Here is a 16779-nt window from a genome sequence, read left to right as displayed (position 1 = left end):
TATCGCCTGCTAAGCTTTTCCGGATCAGTATTCTCATCTATACATAATGAGGGCCGATATTATAACAACAGGCTTTAATATCACTATTTCACAGCAATAGTTCGCCTCTGCCCTGCAAGACGTGGCGGAGAGATTACTTCACCTGATAATAAAATGGGCTAACTGTGAACAAAGACGTCAAACTTTCACTAATTGCTATCGCGGTCTCGCTTTGTATGGCAAAGCAGGCGAGCGCCGCCAATACCTGGACAGAAGCGCGTAATGACGCAATGGGCGGGACGGGCGTAGCGTCCGCGAATTATGGCAGCGGAGTACTGTTAAACCCGGCATTACTGGCAAAAGCCAAACCGGAAGACAATATCACTGTTGTCCTTCCTGCAATCGGCGTCCAGATTACCGATAAAGACAATCTCCAGGATGAAATTGATGATATCAGCGATAAAGTGGATTACTACGATGAGGTCGTCGATAACCTTACGCTGGGGCAAATTCTGCTCAATCCGCGCGGCGTGCTGAATCAATTTCAGGGGGCCGCGCGCGATTTGGCCGATGAGCTGGAATATCTCAACGGAAAAACCGCCCGTGCCAATGCCGGCGCCGGGTTGGCGGTAAGTATTCCAGGACAAACGCTTTCCGTGGCGTTTATCGCCAAAGGTTATGCGCATGGGCGCGTGAGTTCGTCCATTGATCAGAACGATATTCAGTATCTGCGCGATATCCAGCATGATGAAAGTATCGCGCTTCGTGAAGCAGGACGCGCTGCCCTGCTGGGGTCTGATGAAATTACAAAGCATTTAAACTCTACCGCGTCGGGGCGGGTAGCGATTGTGTCTGACTACGGTATTGCGCTGGCGAAGCAGTTTGCGGTGGGCGACGTGCCTGTTTCCATTGGCGTTACGCCAAAACTGCAAAAAACCTGGCTCTATAACTACACCACGTCAATTTATAACTACGACAGTAGCGACTGGAATAGCAGCCGTTATCGTAATGACGACACTGGCTTTAACGTTGATGCGGGGCTTGCTGCCGATGTCGGTGAAAACTGGACGTTGGGGCTGAGCGGGCAAAATCTGGTATCTCGCGATATCGATACGAAAGATATTTATATTACCAATGGTATGACGGGAGAAACTACCAACTATAAAGATACATACCAAATCCGCCCCCTGGTCACTGCGGGCGTCGCATGGCATAACGATTTGCTGACCGTAAGCGCCGATGGCGATCTGACGGAAACGAAAGGCTTTAAGAGCGAAGACAATTCACAGTACGTTGGCGTTGGCGCTGAAGTCCGTCCGTTATCATGGCTGGCAGTGCGCGCAGGGTATCGTGCGGATGTGAAAAATAATGATAGCAATGTGGTTACTGGCGGTCTTGGCTTTGCGCCCTTTAACCGCGTACATCTCGATTTAATGGGGCTGTACGGCGAAGATGAAACCTGGGGGGCGGGCGTGCAGCTTACGATGACATTCTGAGGCGTTTTCACCGGAGGTGTAATGCCTCCGGTTTAGCGTTATGCCATAGCAGAGCTTTTTTCACCGCATAATCTTTATTCGCCGTGTGGCTACTGTATCTATTAAGGACTATTGTCTTCAACATGACGAATATGCAGCACAATTCTATCTTATAAAATAAGAAACACATCTTGCATAGTATGAGCAAATGAATAGTTAATATTATCTCTTTGTCATTCAGGTTGCGCTATCTGGTGAAGTGGATTCTTTATAATTTAATGAGTTATACGCTATCATTACTTGAATGATTGTCTTGTCGTTTAAAAATGCCCGCTAACCACACTCCCCATAGTATCAACAGATTATAAAAATAGAATAAGTTTCGACAGATTTTTTTCAAAGTTAGGGGGCTTCCACAAAAGTCTTATAAATTAACCATTACAGTACAATTTTGCAACAACCAAAAGGAGTATTTCCATGAAAGCGATGGTCTATTATGGCGAGCATGATATTCGTTTTGAAGAGCGTCAAAAGCCGCAGCTCCTTAATTCGGGTGATGTTATTATCCGGATGGTTAAGACCACAATCTGTGGGACAGATCTTGGAATACTTAAAGGAAAAAACCCTGAGATTCAGGAGATCGCACTGAACAAGTTCGGCACGTTTAATGGTCGAATTCTGGGGCATGAGGGTGTGGGTGTTATAGAAGAGATCGGATCATCTGTAACAAAATTTAAAAAAGGAGACAAAGTTATTATTTCCTGTATCAGTCGGTGTGGTTCTTGTGAAAATTGCCAGAAACAACTTTATTCTCACTGTCAAAATGAAGGGGGGTGGATCATGGGTTATATGATTGATGGAACGCAGGCGGAGTATGTCCGTGTCCCTTATGCAGATAACTCATTATATTTATTGCCCGAAAACCTTAATGAAGATACTGGTGTTTTGTTATCTGATGCCTTACCAACAGGGCATGAAATCGGCGTTTTAAATGGAGAGATAAAACCAGGCGATACGGTAGCTATAGTTGGGGCTGGCCCTGTAGGGATGAGTTGTCTGTTAACCTCACAACTTTACTCTCCTTCTAATATAATAATGATAGATATAGATGATAACCGTTTAACAATGGCTAAAGAAATGGGGGCTCATTATACGATAAATCCAGCGAAGGAGGATGCTATTAATAATATTATGGCATTGACCCAACAGCGTGGCGTTGACTGCGCCATTGAAGCTGTAGGTATTGAGCCAACCTGGAATATTTGCCAAAGTATTATTAAGGAAGGCGGCAATTTAGCTAATGTTGGTGTTCACGGAAAACCTGTTAAATTTTCTATAGAAAAACTGTGGAGTAAAAACATGACGATCACAACGGGTTTAGTCAATACCAATACGATAGGTTTACTGATGAGTAATTGTTGTTCAGGAAGGCTCCAGACAGAAAAACTGGTAACGCATCATTTTAAATTTAACGCTATTGAGAAAGCCTATGATGTTTTTAAACATGCAGCTAATGAAAAAGCGATAAAGGTAATCATTGAGTTCTAAACAAAATATTACTGGAATCTTCGTGATACCAATGGAAGGGGTAGAGGGTACGTGACGAGGCTTCGAGATATTTCGATGCAGAACGGGAAAGCCGTAGGTTCCAGTTAGTTAACCCGAAAGGATATCTGTGACGATTTTTTCACCCCGAAACGCCTGTTATTCTCCGGGCTGAACAGCATATTTTTGCGGTAAATCGTGAGCAGTTATGATGACGCTTTTCTCCTTGAGCAACGCTGTGCTGGGGTAGCATGGCTCATCATCGGATTTCAGTCGTTTCTCTATGTTATAGTATGCCATTCCAGTATCTCACTCTTTCCGTTTCCCATGCGTATGACCGTTTGGGCAGAAACCGGATACGAGAAATAAACGTAAATGTCAAAAAATGCACGGTAATCTTGAAATGCTAAAAACCAGCCAAACCAGCGCACTATCTGAAAATACTGACAATCACTGGAGTGGCAGGTTTAGTGTGGCTCCTATGCTCGACTGGACGGACAGACATTGCCGCTATTTCCTGCGTTTACTGTCTCGCCAGACGCTGCTCTACACCGAAATGGTGACCACAGGCGCGATTATTCACGGTAAGGGTGACTATCTGGCTTACAGCGAAGAAGAGCATCCGGTCGCCTTACAGCTTGGTGGAAGCGATCCGGCTCAGCTTGCGCATTGTGCAAAGCTGGCGGAAGCGCGTGGCTACGATGAAATTAACCTCAACGTGGGGTGCCCCTCCGATCGCGTGCAAAATGGTATGTTTGGCGCCTGTTTGATGGGCAATGCGCAACTGGTCGCAGACTGTGTTAAAGCCATGCGTGATGTCGTCTCGATTCCGGTGACGGTGAAAACCCGCATTGGTATTGACGATCAGGACAGTTATGCTTTTCTGTGTGATTTCATCGATACGGTTTCTGGTCAGGGCGAATGCGAGATGTTTATTATCCATGCGCGCAAAGCCTGGCTTTCTGGCTTAAGCCCGAAAGAAAATCGTGAGATCCCGCCGCTGGATTACCCGCGCGTATATCAGCTAAAGCGGGATTTTCCGCATTTGACCATGTCCATCAACGGCGGCATCAAATCGCTGGAAGAGGCGAAGGAGCACCTGCGCCATATGGATGGCGTAATGGTTGGCCGCGAAGCTTACCAGAATCCGGGTATACTGACCGCGGTGGATCGGGAGATTTTTGGCGCCGATACCACTGATGCCGACCCGGTTGCGGTGGTTCGCGCTATGTATCCCTATATTGAGCGTGAATTGAGCCAGGGAACGTATCTGGGGCATATCACTCGCCATATGCTGGGGTTGTTCCAGGGCATTCCAGGCGCGCGGCAATGGCGTCGCTACTTGAGCGAAAACGCCCATAAAGCTGGCGCGGATGTTGTTGTATTGGAACAGGCGCTAAAACTGGTGGCAGACAAGCGTTAAAAGTTCGCCAAAAATTAGTCAATCTCACCACGATCTGTACCCATTTGCAGAGAGTTTTCTTTATATATCAATAATATAAATATTGGCATGGTTTTTGCTTTAATTTTCCTGAGTAGACCCGGTAAGCGCCGTGCCGCCGGGCAATTCCATCTTTATGGGGAGCGACTATGCTGGAACTACTTTTTGTGCTTGGCTTTTTTCTGATGCTAATGGTGACTGGCGTCTCCTTGCTGGGCATTCTGGCCGCGCTGGTCGTGGCGACTGCCGTTATGTTCCTGGGCGGGATGTTCGCCTTGATGATCAAGTTGTTACCGTGGCTACTGCTGGCGGTAGCTGTGGTGTGGGTGATCAAAGCAGTAAAAAGGCCAAAAATCCCACAGTATCAGCGCAATAACCGTCGGTTTTACTAAGGTATTGAGCGGTTCGTCACAACCTGAAACTTTGCCCTCACAAGCAAATAGGAATCGATTATTAAATCTGTCATGATTACGCAGGTAACGAATTCATCGCGCTGTACCCTACATACGGCCGAGCAAAAAAAGAAAGGGCTTCCCAGGTGGAAGCCCAATTTCTTTGCAGAGCTATTACGGAATCAGCAGGCTTGAGCCCTGTGTGGCCCGACTTTCCAGCACTTCATGCGCGCGACGGGCATCTTTTAACGCATAACGTTGATTTTCAGCCACATCGACTTTAATCACGCCGCTGGCAATCAATGAGAACAATTCATTGCTGGCTTCGGTCAGTTCTTCACGCGTCGTAATATACCCCTGTAGTGAAGGACGTGTGGCATACAGGGAACCTTTCTGATTCAGAATACCTAAGTTCACGCCGGTGACGGGGCCGGACGCATTGCCGAAACTGACCATCAGTCCCCGACGTTGCAGGCAGTCCAGCGAGGCTTCCCAGGTATCTTTCCCCACGGAGTCATAGACCACGCGAACTTTTTTGCCGCCGGTGATCTCTTTTACCCGTTCTACAATGCTCTCCTCACGGTAATTAATCACCTGCCAGGCGCCAGCGTCCAGCGCCCGCTGCGCTTTTTGCGCGCTACCGACGGTACCGATAAGCTTCGCGCCCAGCGCTTTTGCCCATTGGCAGGCGATCAGACCGACGCCGCCCGCAGCGGCATGAAACAGGAAAGGTTCGTCGGGTTTCACTTCATAAGTTTTGCGCAACAGGTAAAAAACGGTCAATCCCTTGAGAAAAGAGGCTGCCGCCTGTTCGAAGGAAATTGCGTCAGGTAAAATCGCGGCTTTATCAGCGGGGACGTTATGGACGGAACTGTAAGCGCCGAGCGTTGACTGCGCGTAGACGACGCGATCGCCGACGCGAATGTGCTCCACGCCGTTGCCGACTTTACTGACCACGCCTGCGGCTTCGGTTCCCAGTCCCGCAGGCAACGACGGGGGCGGATAGAGTCCGCTACGGATATAGGTGTCGATGAAGTTGATACCAATAGCTTTGTTCTCAACCTGGATTTCGTGTTCCGCCGGTTCCGTTGGCGTAAACTCCACGGCTTGAAGCACTTCCGGACCACCATGCTTGTGAAATTCAATACGCGTTGCCATGCTTCCTCCAAAAGAAATGTGGTAATCTTTCGACCCAATCACTATCTCGGTAACTCCATTCACTATGGCAGGAAATAAACCCTTCAACAAACCACAGACTGATGCCCGCGACCGCGATCCGCAGGTTGCCGGGATAAAAGTGCCGCCGCACTCGATTGAAGCGGAACAGTCGGTGTTGGGCGGTTTAATGCTGGATAACGAGCGCTGGGACGATGTGGCCGAGCGCGTGGTGGCGGAAGATTTTTACACCCGCCCGCATCGTCATATCTTTACGGAGATGGGGCGCTTGCAGGAAAGCGGCAGTCCTATCGACCTGATTACGCTTGCGGAATCGCTGGAGCGGCAGGGCCAACTGGACAGCGTCGGCGGCTTCGCCTATCTGGCGGAGTTGTCTAAAAACACGCCAAGCGCGGCGAATATCAGCGCTTATGCGGATATTGTGCGCGAACGTGCCGTGGTCCGCGATATGATCGCGGTGGCGCATGAAATTGCGGATGCCGGTTACGATCCACAGGGGCGCAATAGCGACGAACTGCTGGATCTGGCGGAGTCGCGCGTCTTCCAGATCGCGGAAAACCGCGCCAACAAAGACGAAGGTCCGAAAAGCATCGACCAAATTCTCGACGCTACCGTGGCGCGTATTGAGCAGTTGTTCCAGCAACCGCACGATGGCGTTACAGGCGTGGATACCGGCTATCAGGATCTCAATAAAAAGACGGCAGGGTTACAGCGTTCGGATTTGATCATCGTCGCGGCGCGTCCCTCAATGGGTAAAACCACATTTGCGATGAACCTTTGCGAAAATGCGGCGATGTTGCAGGATAAACCGGTACTGATCTTTAGTCTGGAGATGCCCGGCGAACAGATCATGATGCGTATGCTGGCCTCGCTGTCCCGCGTCGATCAGACACGTATTCGTACCGGTCAACTCGATGATGAAGATTGGGCGCGAATCTCCGGCACGATGGGCATTCTGCTGGAGAAACGCAATATGTATATTGACGACTCCTCGGGTCTTACGCCGACAGAAGTCCGTTCGCGCGCGCGGCGTATTTTCCGCGAACATGGCGGGTTAAGTCTGATTATGATCGACTACCTGCAATTGATGCGCGTGCCGTCGCTTTCTGATAACCGTACTCTGGAAATCGCCGAAATTTCTCGCTCGTTGAAAGCGCTGGCGAAGGAACTTCAGGTGCCGGTCGTGGCGCTATCGCAGCTTAACCGCTCTCTGGAACAACGCGCGGATAAACGTCCGGTGAACTCCGACCTGCGTGAATCCGGCTCTATTGAACAGGATGCCGACTTAATTATGTTTATCTACCGTGATGAGGTTTATCACGAGAACAGCGATTTAAAAGGCATTGCTGAAATTATTATTGGTAAGCAACGTAACGGTCCTATCGGAACGGTTCGTCTGACGTTCAACGGTCAGTGGTCGCGCTTCGATAACTATGCGGGACCGCAATACGATGATGAGTAACTCTCCGTCATTCTTTTAACAAGGAATTCAAATGCAAGCGGCAACAGTCGTCATTAACCGCCGCGCTCTGCGACACAACCTGCAACGTCTGCGTGAACTGGCGCCTGCCAGTAAGCTGGTTGCGGTGGTGAAAGCGAACGCTTATGGACACGGTCTTCTGGAGACCGCGCGAACGCTCCCTGATGCTGACGCTTTTGGCGTGGCGCGTCTTGAAGAGGCTCTACGTCTGCGAGCGGGCGGGATCACGCAGCCTATCCTGCTGCTGGAGGGTTTTTTCGACGCCGCCGATCTGCCGACCATTTCCGCGCAACATCTGCATACCGCCGTCCATAATCAGGAGCAGCTTGCCGCTCTGGAGGCGGTGGAGCTGGCGGAGCCAGTGACGGTCTGGATGAAACTGGATACCGGTATGCATCGTCTCGGTGTGCGTCCTGAAGAGGCGGAGGCGTTCTACCAGCGTCTGACGCATTGTAAAAATGTACGCCAGCCGGTGAATATCGTCAGCCATTTTGCCCGTGCAGATGAGCCGGAATGCGGCGCTACCGAACATCAGCTCGACATTTTTAACGCCTTCTGTCAGGACAAACCCGGTCAGCGCTCTATTGCCGCGTCTGGCGGTATTCTGCTGTGGCCGCAGTCTCACTTTGACTGGGCGCGTCCGGGAATCATTTTGTATGGCGTATCGCCGCTGGAGCACAAACCCTGGGGGCCGGATTTTGGTTTTCAGCCGGTGATGTCCTTAACCTCCAGTTTGATCGCGGCGCGTGACCACAAAGCGGGCGAACCGGTGGGCTACGGCGGGACATGGGTGAGTGAGCGCGATACGCGCCTGGGCGTGGTGGCGATGGGCTATGGCGATGGCTACCCACGTGCGGCGCCTTCCGGTACGCCTGTGTTGGTCAACGGCCGTGAAGTCCCGATTGTCGGACGGGTGGCGATGGATATGATTTGCGTGGATTTGGGGCCAAACGCGCAGGATAAAGCAGGCGATCCGGTGGTTTTATGGGGGGAAGGCCTGCCGGTTGAACGTATCGCTGAAATGACAAAAGTAAGTGCTTACGAACTTATCACGCGCCTGACCTCAAGGGTGGCCATGAAGTATATTGATTAAATGCGCGGCGTGCCGGATGGCGCTCGCGTTTATCCGGCCTGTATCGCGCATTGGCTGTCGGTCGGCTAAGACGTTCACGCCACCATCCGGCAATATTCGCATCCACCGCAACATCCTCTCGATCTTCTCGCCCTTCCGGTTTATTGTGTTATTTCCTGCCCTCTGTAAACCTGGAGAACCATCGCGTGTTTCAAAAAGTTGACGCCTATGCCGGCGATCCGATTCTTTCACTGATGGAGCGTTTTAAAGACGACTCCCGTCACGACAAAGTGAATCTGAGCATTGGCCTATATTATAACGAAGGCGGGATTATCCCGCAGCTAAAGGCGGTGGCCGAAGCTGAAGCCCGGCTTAACGCGCAGCCGCATGGCGCCTCGCTGTACCTGCCGATGGAAGGACTCAATACTTATCGCCATACTATCGCGCCTTTGCTCTTTGGCGCCGATCACCCGGTTCTTCAGCAACAGCGTGTGGCCACTATCCAGACATTAGGCGGTTCCGGCGCGCTGAAAGTAGGCGCGGATTTCCTGAAACGTTATTTCCCTGACGCTGGCGTATGGGTGAGCGACCCCACCTGGGAAAACCACATTGCGATATTTGCCGGGGCCGGGTTCGAAGTAAGTACTTACCCTTGGTATGACGACGCGACTAACGGCATCCGTTTTAACGATTTGCTGGCCACGCTGAATACGTTACCAGCGCGCAGTATCGTGCTGCTGCACCCCTGTTGTCACAATCCGACCGGGGCGGATTTAACGCCTTCGCAATGGGATGCGGTGATTGAGATATTGAAAGCGCGCGATCTGATTCCGTTCCTTGATATTGCCTATCAGGGGTTTGGCCTGGGCATGGACGAGGATGCTTACGCTATCCGCGCTATTGCCAGCGCCGGGTTGCCTGCGTTAGTCAGTAACTCTTTTTCGAAGATTTTCTCGCTGTACGGCGAGCGCGTTGGTGGCCTGTCCGTGGTGTGTGAAGATGCCGAAATCGCAGCGCGGGTTCTGGGGCAGCTAAAAGCAACGGTGCGCCGAATTTACTCTAGTCCGCCGAATTTCGGCGCACAGGTGGTCGCTACGGTCCTGGGTGATGAGGCGTTAAAAGCGTGTTGGCTGGCGGAAGTCGAAGCGATGCGTACCCGCATTGTGTCAATGCGCCAGATGCTGGTGAATGTACTGAAGGCGGAGATGCCTGACCGCAATTTCGATTACTTGTTACAGCAGCGCGGTATGTTCAGCTATACCGGGTTAAGCGCGGAGCAGGTCGATCGGTTGCGCGATGAGTTTGGCGTTTACCTGATAGCCAGCGGTCGCATGTGCGTCGCCGGGCTTAATTCTTCAAATGTACAACGCGTGGCGAAGGCGTTTGCCGCTGTCATGTAATTTTCAGGCCGGACGGCGTTAACAGCGTTCTCCGGCCTGGCAATGGCTGTTGTGATCATTCTCTTTTTTCCTAACAAAACCGCAGATAATTCTTCCTTTCGACCGTTACTGGCGTTATGGTCAGATAGTTTTTTGAGCAAAGACTCAGCTTAATAATTATAATTTTTTGAATTTTAAGGGAAAAATATGAAAAAGATGACCCTGGCACTGAGTGCCGTCTGTTTATTATTTACGCTAAACAGTTCCGCGAATGCATTGGTTTCCTCTCCTTCGACGCTCAATCCGGGCACTAACGTTATAAAACTCGCGGAACAAGTCCCCGTTCATTGGGTCTCTGTTGCCCAGATTGAAAACAGTCTCACCGGGCGCCCGCCGATGGCGGTCGGCTTTGATATTGACGATACCGTGTTATTTTCCAGCCCCGGGTTCTGGCGTGGAAAGAAAACTTACTCCCCGGACAGCGAAGATTATCTGAAAAATCCGGCCTTCTGGGAAAAAATGAACAACGGCTGGGATGAGTTCAGTATTCCAAAAGAAGTGGCCCGGCAGCTCATTGATATGCATGTTCGACGTGGTGACAGTATTTACTTTGTCACTGGTCGTAGTCAGACGAAAACGGAAACCGTGTCGAAAACGCTGGCGGATAACTTCCATATTCCGGCGGCGAATATGAATCCGGTGATTTTCGCCGGCGATAAACCGGGACAAAATACGAAAGTCCAGTGGCTACAGGAGAAAAATATGCGTATCTTCTACGGCGATTCGGATAACGATATTACCGCGGCTCGTGATTGTGGTATCCGCGGTATTCGCATCCTGCGCGCTGCTAACTCCACCTACAAACCGCTGCCGCAGGCAGGAGCGTTTGGCGAGGAAGTCATTGTCAACTCGGAGTACTAAAAATCAGGAGAGCGACAGGCTCTCCTTTTTTGCATGATTTTTGCACAAACTTGCCCCGCTAGCTTTTACCTTTTCCGGACTTGCTGCACACTATTCAGGAGACGTTTGTTTTTAGTAAGGAGCAGCCTATGTGGTATCAGCGCACCATTACACTGAGCGAGAAGCCGCGAGGGTTTCATCTGATAACAGATGAAATTGTCGATAAATTGTCTGGCTTACCGCCTGTCGAAACGGGTTTGCTGCATCTGTTGTTGCTACACACCTCGGCCTCGCTGACGTTAAACGAAAACTGCGATCCCACCGTGCGCGCTGATATGGAGCGCCATTTCCTGAAAACCGTTCCCGATAATGCTGCGTATGAACATGATTACGAAGGGGCGGATGATATGCCTTCGCATATTAAGTCCTCAGTGTTGGGTGTGCGTCAGGGCCGTTTACAGTTAGGAACGTGGCAAGGTATCTGGTTGGGAGAGCACCGTATTCACGGCGGTTCACGTAAAATCATCGCGACACTACAAGGGGAATGATAATGACCATTTCGGAATTACTGCAATACTGCATGGCAAAACCTGGCGCAGAGCAGAGCGTCCACAGCGACTGGAAAGCCACGCAAATTAAAGTGGAAGATGTACTTTTCGCGATGGTGAAAGAAGTTGAAGGGCGCCCGGCAGCCTCTCTTAAAACCAGCCCGGAACTGGCAGAGTTGTTACGCCAGCAGCACAGCGATGTACGACCGAGTCGGCACCTTAATAAAGCGCACTGGAGCACGGTCTATCTGGACGGGTCGTTGCCGGATTCACAACTCTATTATCTGGTCGATGCCTCTTATCAGCAGGCGGTAAATGCGTTGTCGGAAGATAAACGCAAACAACTGCCGCAGTCCTGATTATAGTGCGCCGACTAACGACGTCAGGGCGATATCAATGAGGCGGATGACCGTTGAGCGGATACGGCTGCCGAGGGCGATTTGCGCATTATTAGCGCGTAGCCGGGCGAGATCTCGCTGTCCTTCCAGCAGAATGATAATATCGTCGTCGTCCAGCCAGCCGCGAGCGTGTTCCTGAAGCGCGCGGGCGATAAACGCGGCGGACTCGCGGATACCGTCGTCACTGTCTTCTCTTGCCTGCTTGTACGTCTGGATAAATTCGGCAATCGCCGAGGATGCTATAGGATGTTCGGCCCGGTCGGCGGTAAGCCGGTTACGCATTTTGTTAATAGACGTCATTTTCATCTCCCTCAGTGCAGCGAGCGCCCCAACGCAGACACTCACCCTGTATGGCTAATTTCCAGACCTGATTATTTTGCTGTTGGTATCTTTCTGCCTGAATGTCAGTAAGTGGTTGCTTACGTTGCATAACCCGCGCATAGAGACGCAAATAGTGATTTTTCAGCAGAGTCAGATTATCGAGTCGGCGTTTATCCCCACGTTGACGGGCGACCCGCTCAGCCTGAAAAAATGTCTGGCGGATATCGCGGTCATCCTTGAGTAGTATCTCTTTTTGCCACGGTATTCGCGCCGCGTCCTGCAGGAAGCGGGTTGAGTGCGCCTGTAATAGCGTCAATTGGTGAAAAGCCACGGCGCTAAAGCGGTCAGGCAGCGTACAGGCGGATAAAAAAAGGCACAGCAATAGTGTGATTGCGTAGCGTAACTTCATGGTGTTTCCATAACAGACCGTTTGCGCTATTACATGCCTGAGCGACGCGGCGTGCAAATCACAAATGCTCAATGAGGGAAAATGAGATGAAATGGGGCAAATGATGCCGCTTTCCGGTTATTCGGAAAGCGGCGTGGAGGTTATTTGAGCATAGGTTTAAGGAAGCGGGCGGTATGCGACGCCTCACACTCCGCCACGGTTTCCGGCGTACCGGAGACGAGAATTTCGCCGCCGCCGCTGCCGCCTTCCGGGCCGAGGTCGACAATCCAGTCAGCCGTTTTAATGACGTCCAGGTTGTGTTCGATCACCACGATGGTGTTGCCCTGATCGCGCAACTGATGCAGAACGTCAAGCAACTGCTGAATGTCGGCAAAGTGCAGGCCGGTGGTCGGCTCGTCGAGAATATACAGCGTCTGCCCGGTGCCGCGCTTCGACAGCTCGCGCGCCAGCTTCACGCGCTGGGCCTCGCCGCCGGAAAGCGTCGTCGCCGACTGGCCGAGACGGATATAGGTCAGGCCAACGTCCATTAGTGTTTGCAGCTTACGCGCCAGCGCCGGAACCGCATCAAAGAACTCACGCGCTTCTTCAATGGTCATATCCAGCACTTCATGGATGGTCTTGCCTTTGTACTTAATCTCCAGCGTTTCCCGGTTATAGCGCTTGCCTTTGCACTGGTCGCACGGCACGTAAATATCCGGCAGAAAGTGCATTTCGACTTTAATGACGCCATCGCCCTGGCACGCCTCGCAACGACCGCCGCGCACGTTGAAGCTGAATCGTCCTGGGGTATAGCCGCGTGAGCGAGACTCCGGCACACCAGCAAACAGCTCGCGAACCGGGGTAAATACGCCCGTGTAGGTCGCCGGGTTGGAACGCGGGGTGCGCCCGATCGGGCTCTGGTCGATATCGATCACTTTATCGAAATGCTCCAGCCCCTGAATATCCCGATACGGTGCCGGTTCCGCGATCGTCGCCCCGTTTAGCTGACGCTGGGCGATGGGGAACAGTGTGTCGTTAATCAGCGTCGATTTACCGGAACCCGAGACGCCAGTGATACAGGTAAACAGCCCTACCGGTAGCGTAAGGGTCACATCTTTCAGGTTGTTGCCGCGCGCGCCGGTGAGTTTGAGCACTTTTTCTGGATTTGCCGGCACGCGTTGTTTCGGCACTTCAATTTTGCGTTTACCGCTCATGTACTGGCCGGTCAGCGATTCCGGTACCGCCATAATGGCTTCCAGCGGGCCTTCCGCCACCACCTCGCCGCCGTGAACGCCTGCGCCGGGGCCAATATCAATCACATGGTCGGCGGCGCGGATAGCGTCTTCATCGTGTTCCACCACAATCACGGTATTGCCGAGATTGCGCAGATGAATCAGCGTACCCAGCAGCCGCTCATTATCGCGCTGGTGCAGACCGATGGACGGTTCATCCAGCACATACATCACGCCGACTAACCCGGCGCCTATCTGGCTCGCCAGACGAATACGCTGGGCTTCGCCGCCGGAAAGCGTCTCTGCCGAGCGGGAGAGCGTGAGATAGTTCAGACCAACGTTTACCAGAAACTTGAGGCGATCGCCGATCTCTTTTAGCACTTTTTCGGCGATTTTTGCCCGTTGCCCGGAAAGCTTGAGATTAGTGAAAAAATCCATCGCATGGCCGATGCTCATATCGGAAATAGCGGGCAGCGGCGTATTTTCCACAAATACATGGCGCGCTTCGCGATTCAGTCGCGTTCCTTCACAGCTGGCGCAGGGGCGATTACTGATGAATTTCGCCAGCTCTTCGCGCACCGCGCTGGATTCCGTCTCTTTATAACGGCGCTCCATATTATGCAGCACGCCTTCGAACGGATGGCGGCGCACGGAGGTATCGCCGCGATCGTTCATATATTTAAATTCGATATTCTCTTTGCCGGAACCGTACAGCACGACTTTGTGTACGTTGGCGCTGAGGCTTGCCCACGGCGCGTCCACGTCGAACTTATAGTGTTCCGCCAGCGACTTGAGCATCTGAAAGTAGTAAAAATTGCGACGATCCCAACCACGAATCGCGCCGCCTGCCAGCGACAGGTCGGGATTCTGGATCACGCGGTCTGGATCGAAATATTGCTGAACGCCGAGGCCGTCACAGGTCGGGCAGGCGCCTGCCGGGTTGTTGAACGAGAACAGACGCGGCTCCAGCTCGCGCATACTGTAGCCGCAAATCGGACAGGCAAAATTGGCGGAGAACAGAAGCTCCTCCGCTTTTTCATCGTCCATATCGGCAACAACCGCCGTGCCGCCGGATAATTCCAGCGCCGTTTCGAACGACTCCGCCAGGCGTTGGGAAAGATCGTTACGAACTTTGAAGCGATCGATCACCACCTCAATGGTGTGTTTCTTTTGCAGCTCCAGCTTCGGCGGATCGGAGAGATCGCACACTTCGCCGTCAATACGGGCGCGAATGTAACCCTGGCTTGCCAGATTTTCCAGCGTTTTGGTGTGTTCGCCTTTACGCTCTTTAATAATCGGCGCCAGCAGCATCAGACGTTTGCCTTCCGGCTGTGACAGCACGTTATCGACCATCTGGCTAACGGTTTGCGCCGCCAGCGGCACGTCATGATCCGGACAACGCGGCTCGCCCACGCGGGCAAACAGCAGGCGCAGGTAGTCGTGGATCTCGGTAATGGTACCCACCGTAGAGCGCGGGTTGTGAGATGTCGATTTCTGTTCAATTGAGATCGCGGGCGACAGCCCCTCAATATGGTCGACATCCGGTTTTTCCATAAGCGACAAAAACTGCCGCGCGTAAGCGGAGAGCGATTCAACGTAACGACGCTGCCCTTCGGCATACAGAGTGTCGAAAGCCAGTGAGGATTTGCCTGAACCCGAAAGCCCGGTCACGACAATCAGTTTGTCGCGCGGGATGACGAGGTTAATATTTTTGAGATTATGGGTGCGGGCGCCCCGAACTTCGATCTTATCCATTCACCTTTCCCGGTAGAGACTCGGATGCCTGGTTTGTTTGAAGGACAAACGGCAGAAACGGCTAATTATGACACAATTTAACCTGTTTGAATATACAGTATTGGAATGCATCTTCAGCTAAAGTATGTAACAATATGAGGTTCGCGCGAGTGAACTGGAACCTGCATCGCAGCTATTAAAATGCTACGTGGAAATGGTACACTCACGCGTTTACACTATTTATGAAACGTATTCAGGAGACTCAATCATGGCCAGCAGAGGCGTAAACAAGGTGATTCTCGTTGGTAATCTGGGCCAGGACCCGGAAGTACGCTATATGCCGAGTGGCGGCGCTGTCGCCAACTTAACGCTGGCTACTTCTGAATCCTGGCGCGATAAGCAGACCGGCGAAATGAAAGAGCAAACGGAATGGCACCGGGTGGTGATGTTCGGCAAACTGGCGGAAGTGGCCGGCGAATATCTGCGTAAAGGTTCTCAGGTGTATATCGAAGGTCAACTGCGTACCCGTAAATGGACCGATCAGAGTGGTCAGGAACGCTATACGACTGAAATTAACGTTCCGCAGATCGGCGGCGTGATGCAGATGCTGGGTGGTCGCCAGGGCGGCGGCGCACCGGCAGGCGGTCAGCAGCAGAGCGGTTGGGGCCAGCCGCAACAACCTCAGCAGCCGCAGGGCGGCAACCAGTTCAGCGGCGGCGCGCAGTCGCGTCCACAGCAATCCGCGCCAGCGCCGTCTAACGAACCGCCAATGGATTTTGACGACGACATTCCATTCTGATTATCTTTTTAAATCAAAGCATTATTTTCATGTTTTGAAAGAATCTCAGGTTGCCTCTCGCTCAGAATTAGGTTTGAATCTCTGGGCGGGAAGGCAACTGGTCAGAAAAAGGATAGTTGTAGATGGATTTTTCTGTGCGTCGACCACTATCCGAAGAGTGCTAGCCCTCCTCTCATGTATCGAACAGGTACCATCGTCAATTCCTGTTTGACGTTTCCAAACGATAAATTCAAAAGACGCATTTTGCTTCTCTTTCCCGGTGTAAAAAATTATCACTGAGTATTATTCATACTTATCTATCTATCTGAAATTATTAAGATAAAATCAGATTTATTATTCAATTAAAATATTACCGGCTGGCTTTACTCCATTTTTCGTGCTCCGTAAGAGATGGATACTACGGCTACCTTTGTACGCGATAATATATTAAGTACAAGGCGTACTGATGCTTTACTGAGTTCTTTCCTGGATAAGGTAGTTTTGTCAGTAAATGAGATGACAGGGAGGAGGTGAAAATATA

Annotated in this window: 15 protein-coding genes and 1 pseudogene; 11 read left to right on the top strand and 5 right to left on the bottom strand. The window is 51.6% G+C overall.

All coding sequences use genetic code 11. The features are described 5' to 3' along the window. The first annotated feature begins 164 nt into the window (after positions 1-164). The gene (locus AC3G3F_RS03185) at positions 165-1475 is read left to right on the top strand and encodes a conjugal transfer protein TraF (protein ID WP_053529835.1); all 1311 of its coding nucleotides are present in this window, start codon (positions 165-167) and stop codon (positions 1473-1475) included. Between the two features lie 456 nt (positions 1476-1931). Continuing rightward, positions 1932-3002: a zinc-dependent alcohol dehydrogenase family protein gene (locus AC3G3F_RS03180; RefSeq protein WP_023246285.1), complete on the top strand. Its 1071-nt coding sequence runs from the start codon at positions 1932-1934 to the stop codon at positions 3000-3002. A gap of 207 nt (positions 3003-3209) precedes the next feature. On the opposite strand, the pseudogene AC3G3F_RS03175 reads toward AC3G3F_RS03180, so the two are convergent. Then, a pseudogene (locus tag AC3G3F_RS03175) lies at positions 3210-3299 on the bottom strand (integrase); the annotation flags it as partial. A gap of 85 nt (positions 3300-3384) precedes the next feature. Here AC3G3F_RS03175 and dusA point away from each other — a divergent pair. Then, positions 3385-4422 (top strand): tRNA dihydrouridine(20/20a) synthase DusA, encoded by a 1038-nt coding sequence (dusA, locus tag AC3G3F_RS03170; protein ID WP_023246286.1) that lies wholly within the window; start codon positions 3385-3387, stop codon positions 4420-4422. A 167-nt stretch (positions 4423-4589) separates the two neighbouring features. After that, the gene (gene pspG, locus AC3G3F_RS03165) at positions 4590-4832 is read left to right on the top strand and encodes an envelope stress response protein PspG (protein WP_023246287.1); all 243 of its coding nucleotides are present in this window, start codon (positions 4590-4592) and stop codon (positions 4830-4832) included. 174 nt (positions 4833-5006) lie between these two features. Here pspG and AC3G3F_RS03160 read toward each other — a convergent pair whose 3' ends face one another. Further along, on the bottom strand, positions 5007-5990 hold the full coding sequence (locus tag AC3G3F_RS03160; RefSeq protein ID WP_053508373.1) for a quinone oxidoreductase: 984 nt from the start codon (positions 5988-5990) through the stop codon (positions 5007-5009). Between the two features lie 64 nt (positions 5991-6054). Here AC3G3F_RS03160 and dnaB point away from each other — a divergent pair, with 64 nt between their 5' ends. The 6 genes from dnaB (at position 6055) to AC3G3F_RS03130 (ending at position 11746) form a co-directional block, all read left to right on the top strand. Then, entirely contained in the window at positions 6055-7470 is a 1416-nt protein-coding gene (gene dnaB, locus AC3G3F_RS03155; RefSeq protein ID WP_000918353.1) for a replicative DNA helicase, read from the top strand. 31 nt (positions 7471-7501) lie between these two features. Continuing rightward, entirely contained in the window at positions 7502-8581 is a 1080-nt protein-coding gene (alr, locus tag AC3G3F_RS03150; protein WP_085348031.1) for an alanine racemase, read from the top strand. 185 nt (positions 8582-8766) lie between these two features. After that, positions 8767-9960, top strand: coding sequence for an aromatic amino acid transaminase (gene tyrB, locus AC3G3F_RS03145; protein ID WP_023246291.1), 1194 nt, complete (start codon positions 8767-8769; stop codon positions 9958-9960). A 186-nt stretch (positions 9961-10146) separates the two neighbouring features. Then, positions 10147-10860 carry an acid phosphatase AphA gene (gene aphA, locus AC3G3F_RS03140; protein ID WP_053508376.1) on the top strand — a complete coding sequence of 238 codons (714 nt, stop codon included), beginning with the start codon at positions 10147-10149 and terminating at the stop codon, positions 10858-10860. Positions 10861-10988: 128 nt separating this feature from the next. Further along, complete coding sequence (locus AC3G3F_RS03135; RefSeq protein ID WP_079796706.1) at positions 10989-11387, top strand: secondary thiamine-phosphate synthase enzyme YjbQ; 399 nt, start codon at positions 10989-10991, stop codon at positions 11385-11387. Between the two features lie 2 nt (positions 11388-11389). Continuing rightward, positions 11390-11746 carry an MmcQ/YjbR family DNA-binding protein gene (locus tag AC3G3F_RS03130; RefSeq protein WP_000155666.1) on the top strand — a complete coding sequence of 119 codons (357 nt, stop codon included), beginning with the start codon at positions 11390-11392 and terminating at the stop codon, positions 11744-11746. On the opposite strand, the gene AC3G3F_RS03125 is transcribed toward AC3G3F_RS03130, so the two are convergent. The 3 genes from AC3G3F_RS03125 to uvrA all read right to left on the bottom strand — a co-directional run bounded on the left by AC3G3F_RS03125 (position 11747) and on the right by uvrA (position 15481). Beyond that, complete coding sequence (locus AC3G3F_RS03125) at positions 11747-12085, bottom strand: hypothetical protein (protein ID WP_488394419.1); 339 nt, start codon at positions 12083-12085, stop codon at positions 11747-11749. Next, positions 12072-12515, bottom strand: a complete 444-nt coding sequence (locus tag AC3G3F_RS03120; protein ID WP_023246295.1) for a hypothetical protein — start codon at positions 12513-12515, stop codon at positions 12072-12074. The genes AC3G3F_RS03125 and AC3G3F_RS03120 overlap by 14 nt, the downstream gene beginning before the upstream one ends. A gap of 140 nt (positions 12516-12655) precedes the next feature. After that, positions 12656-15481, bottom strand: coding sequence for an excinuclease ABC subunit UvrA (uvrA, locus tag AC3G3F_RS03115; protein WP_000357725.1), 2826 nt, complete (start codon positions 15479-15481; stop codon positions 12656-12658). A 247-nt stretch (positions 15482-15728) separates the two neighbouring features. Between uvrA and ssb1 the strand changes: the two genes are divergently transcribed. Then, positions 15729-16259 carry a single-stranded DNA-binding protein SSB1 gene (ssb1, locus tag AC3G3F_RS03110; protein WP_023246297.1) on the top strand — a complete coding sequence of 177 codons (531 nt, stop codon included), beginning with the start codon at positions 15729-15731 and terminating at the stop codon, positions 16257-16259. The last annotated feature ends 520 nt before the right edge of the window (positions 16260-16779 follow it).

It is taken from the genome of Salmonella sp. FC25216, from assembly GCF_057751355.1.
The sequence above is the reverse complement of the archived record's forward strand: the minus strand, read 5'-3'. Positions and strand labels throughout refer to the sequence as shown.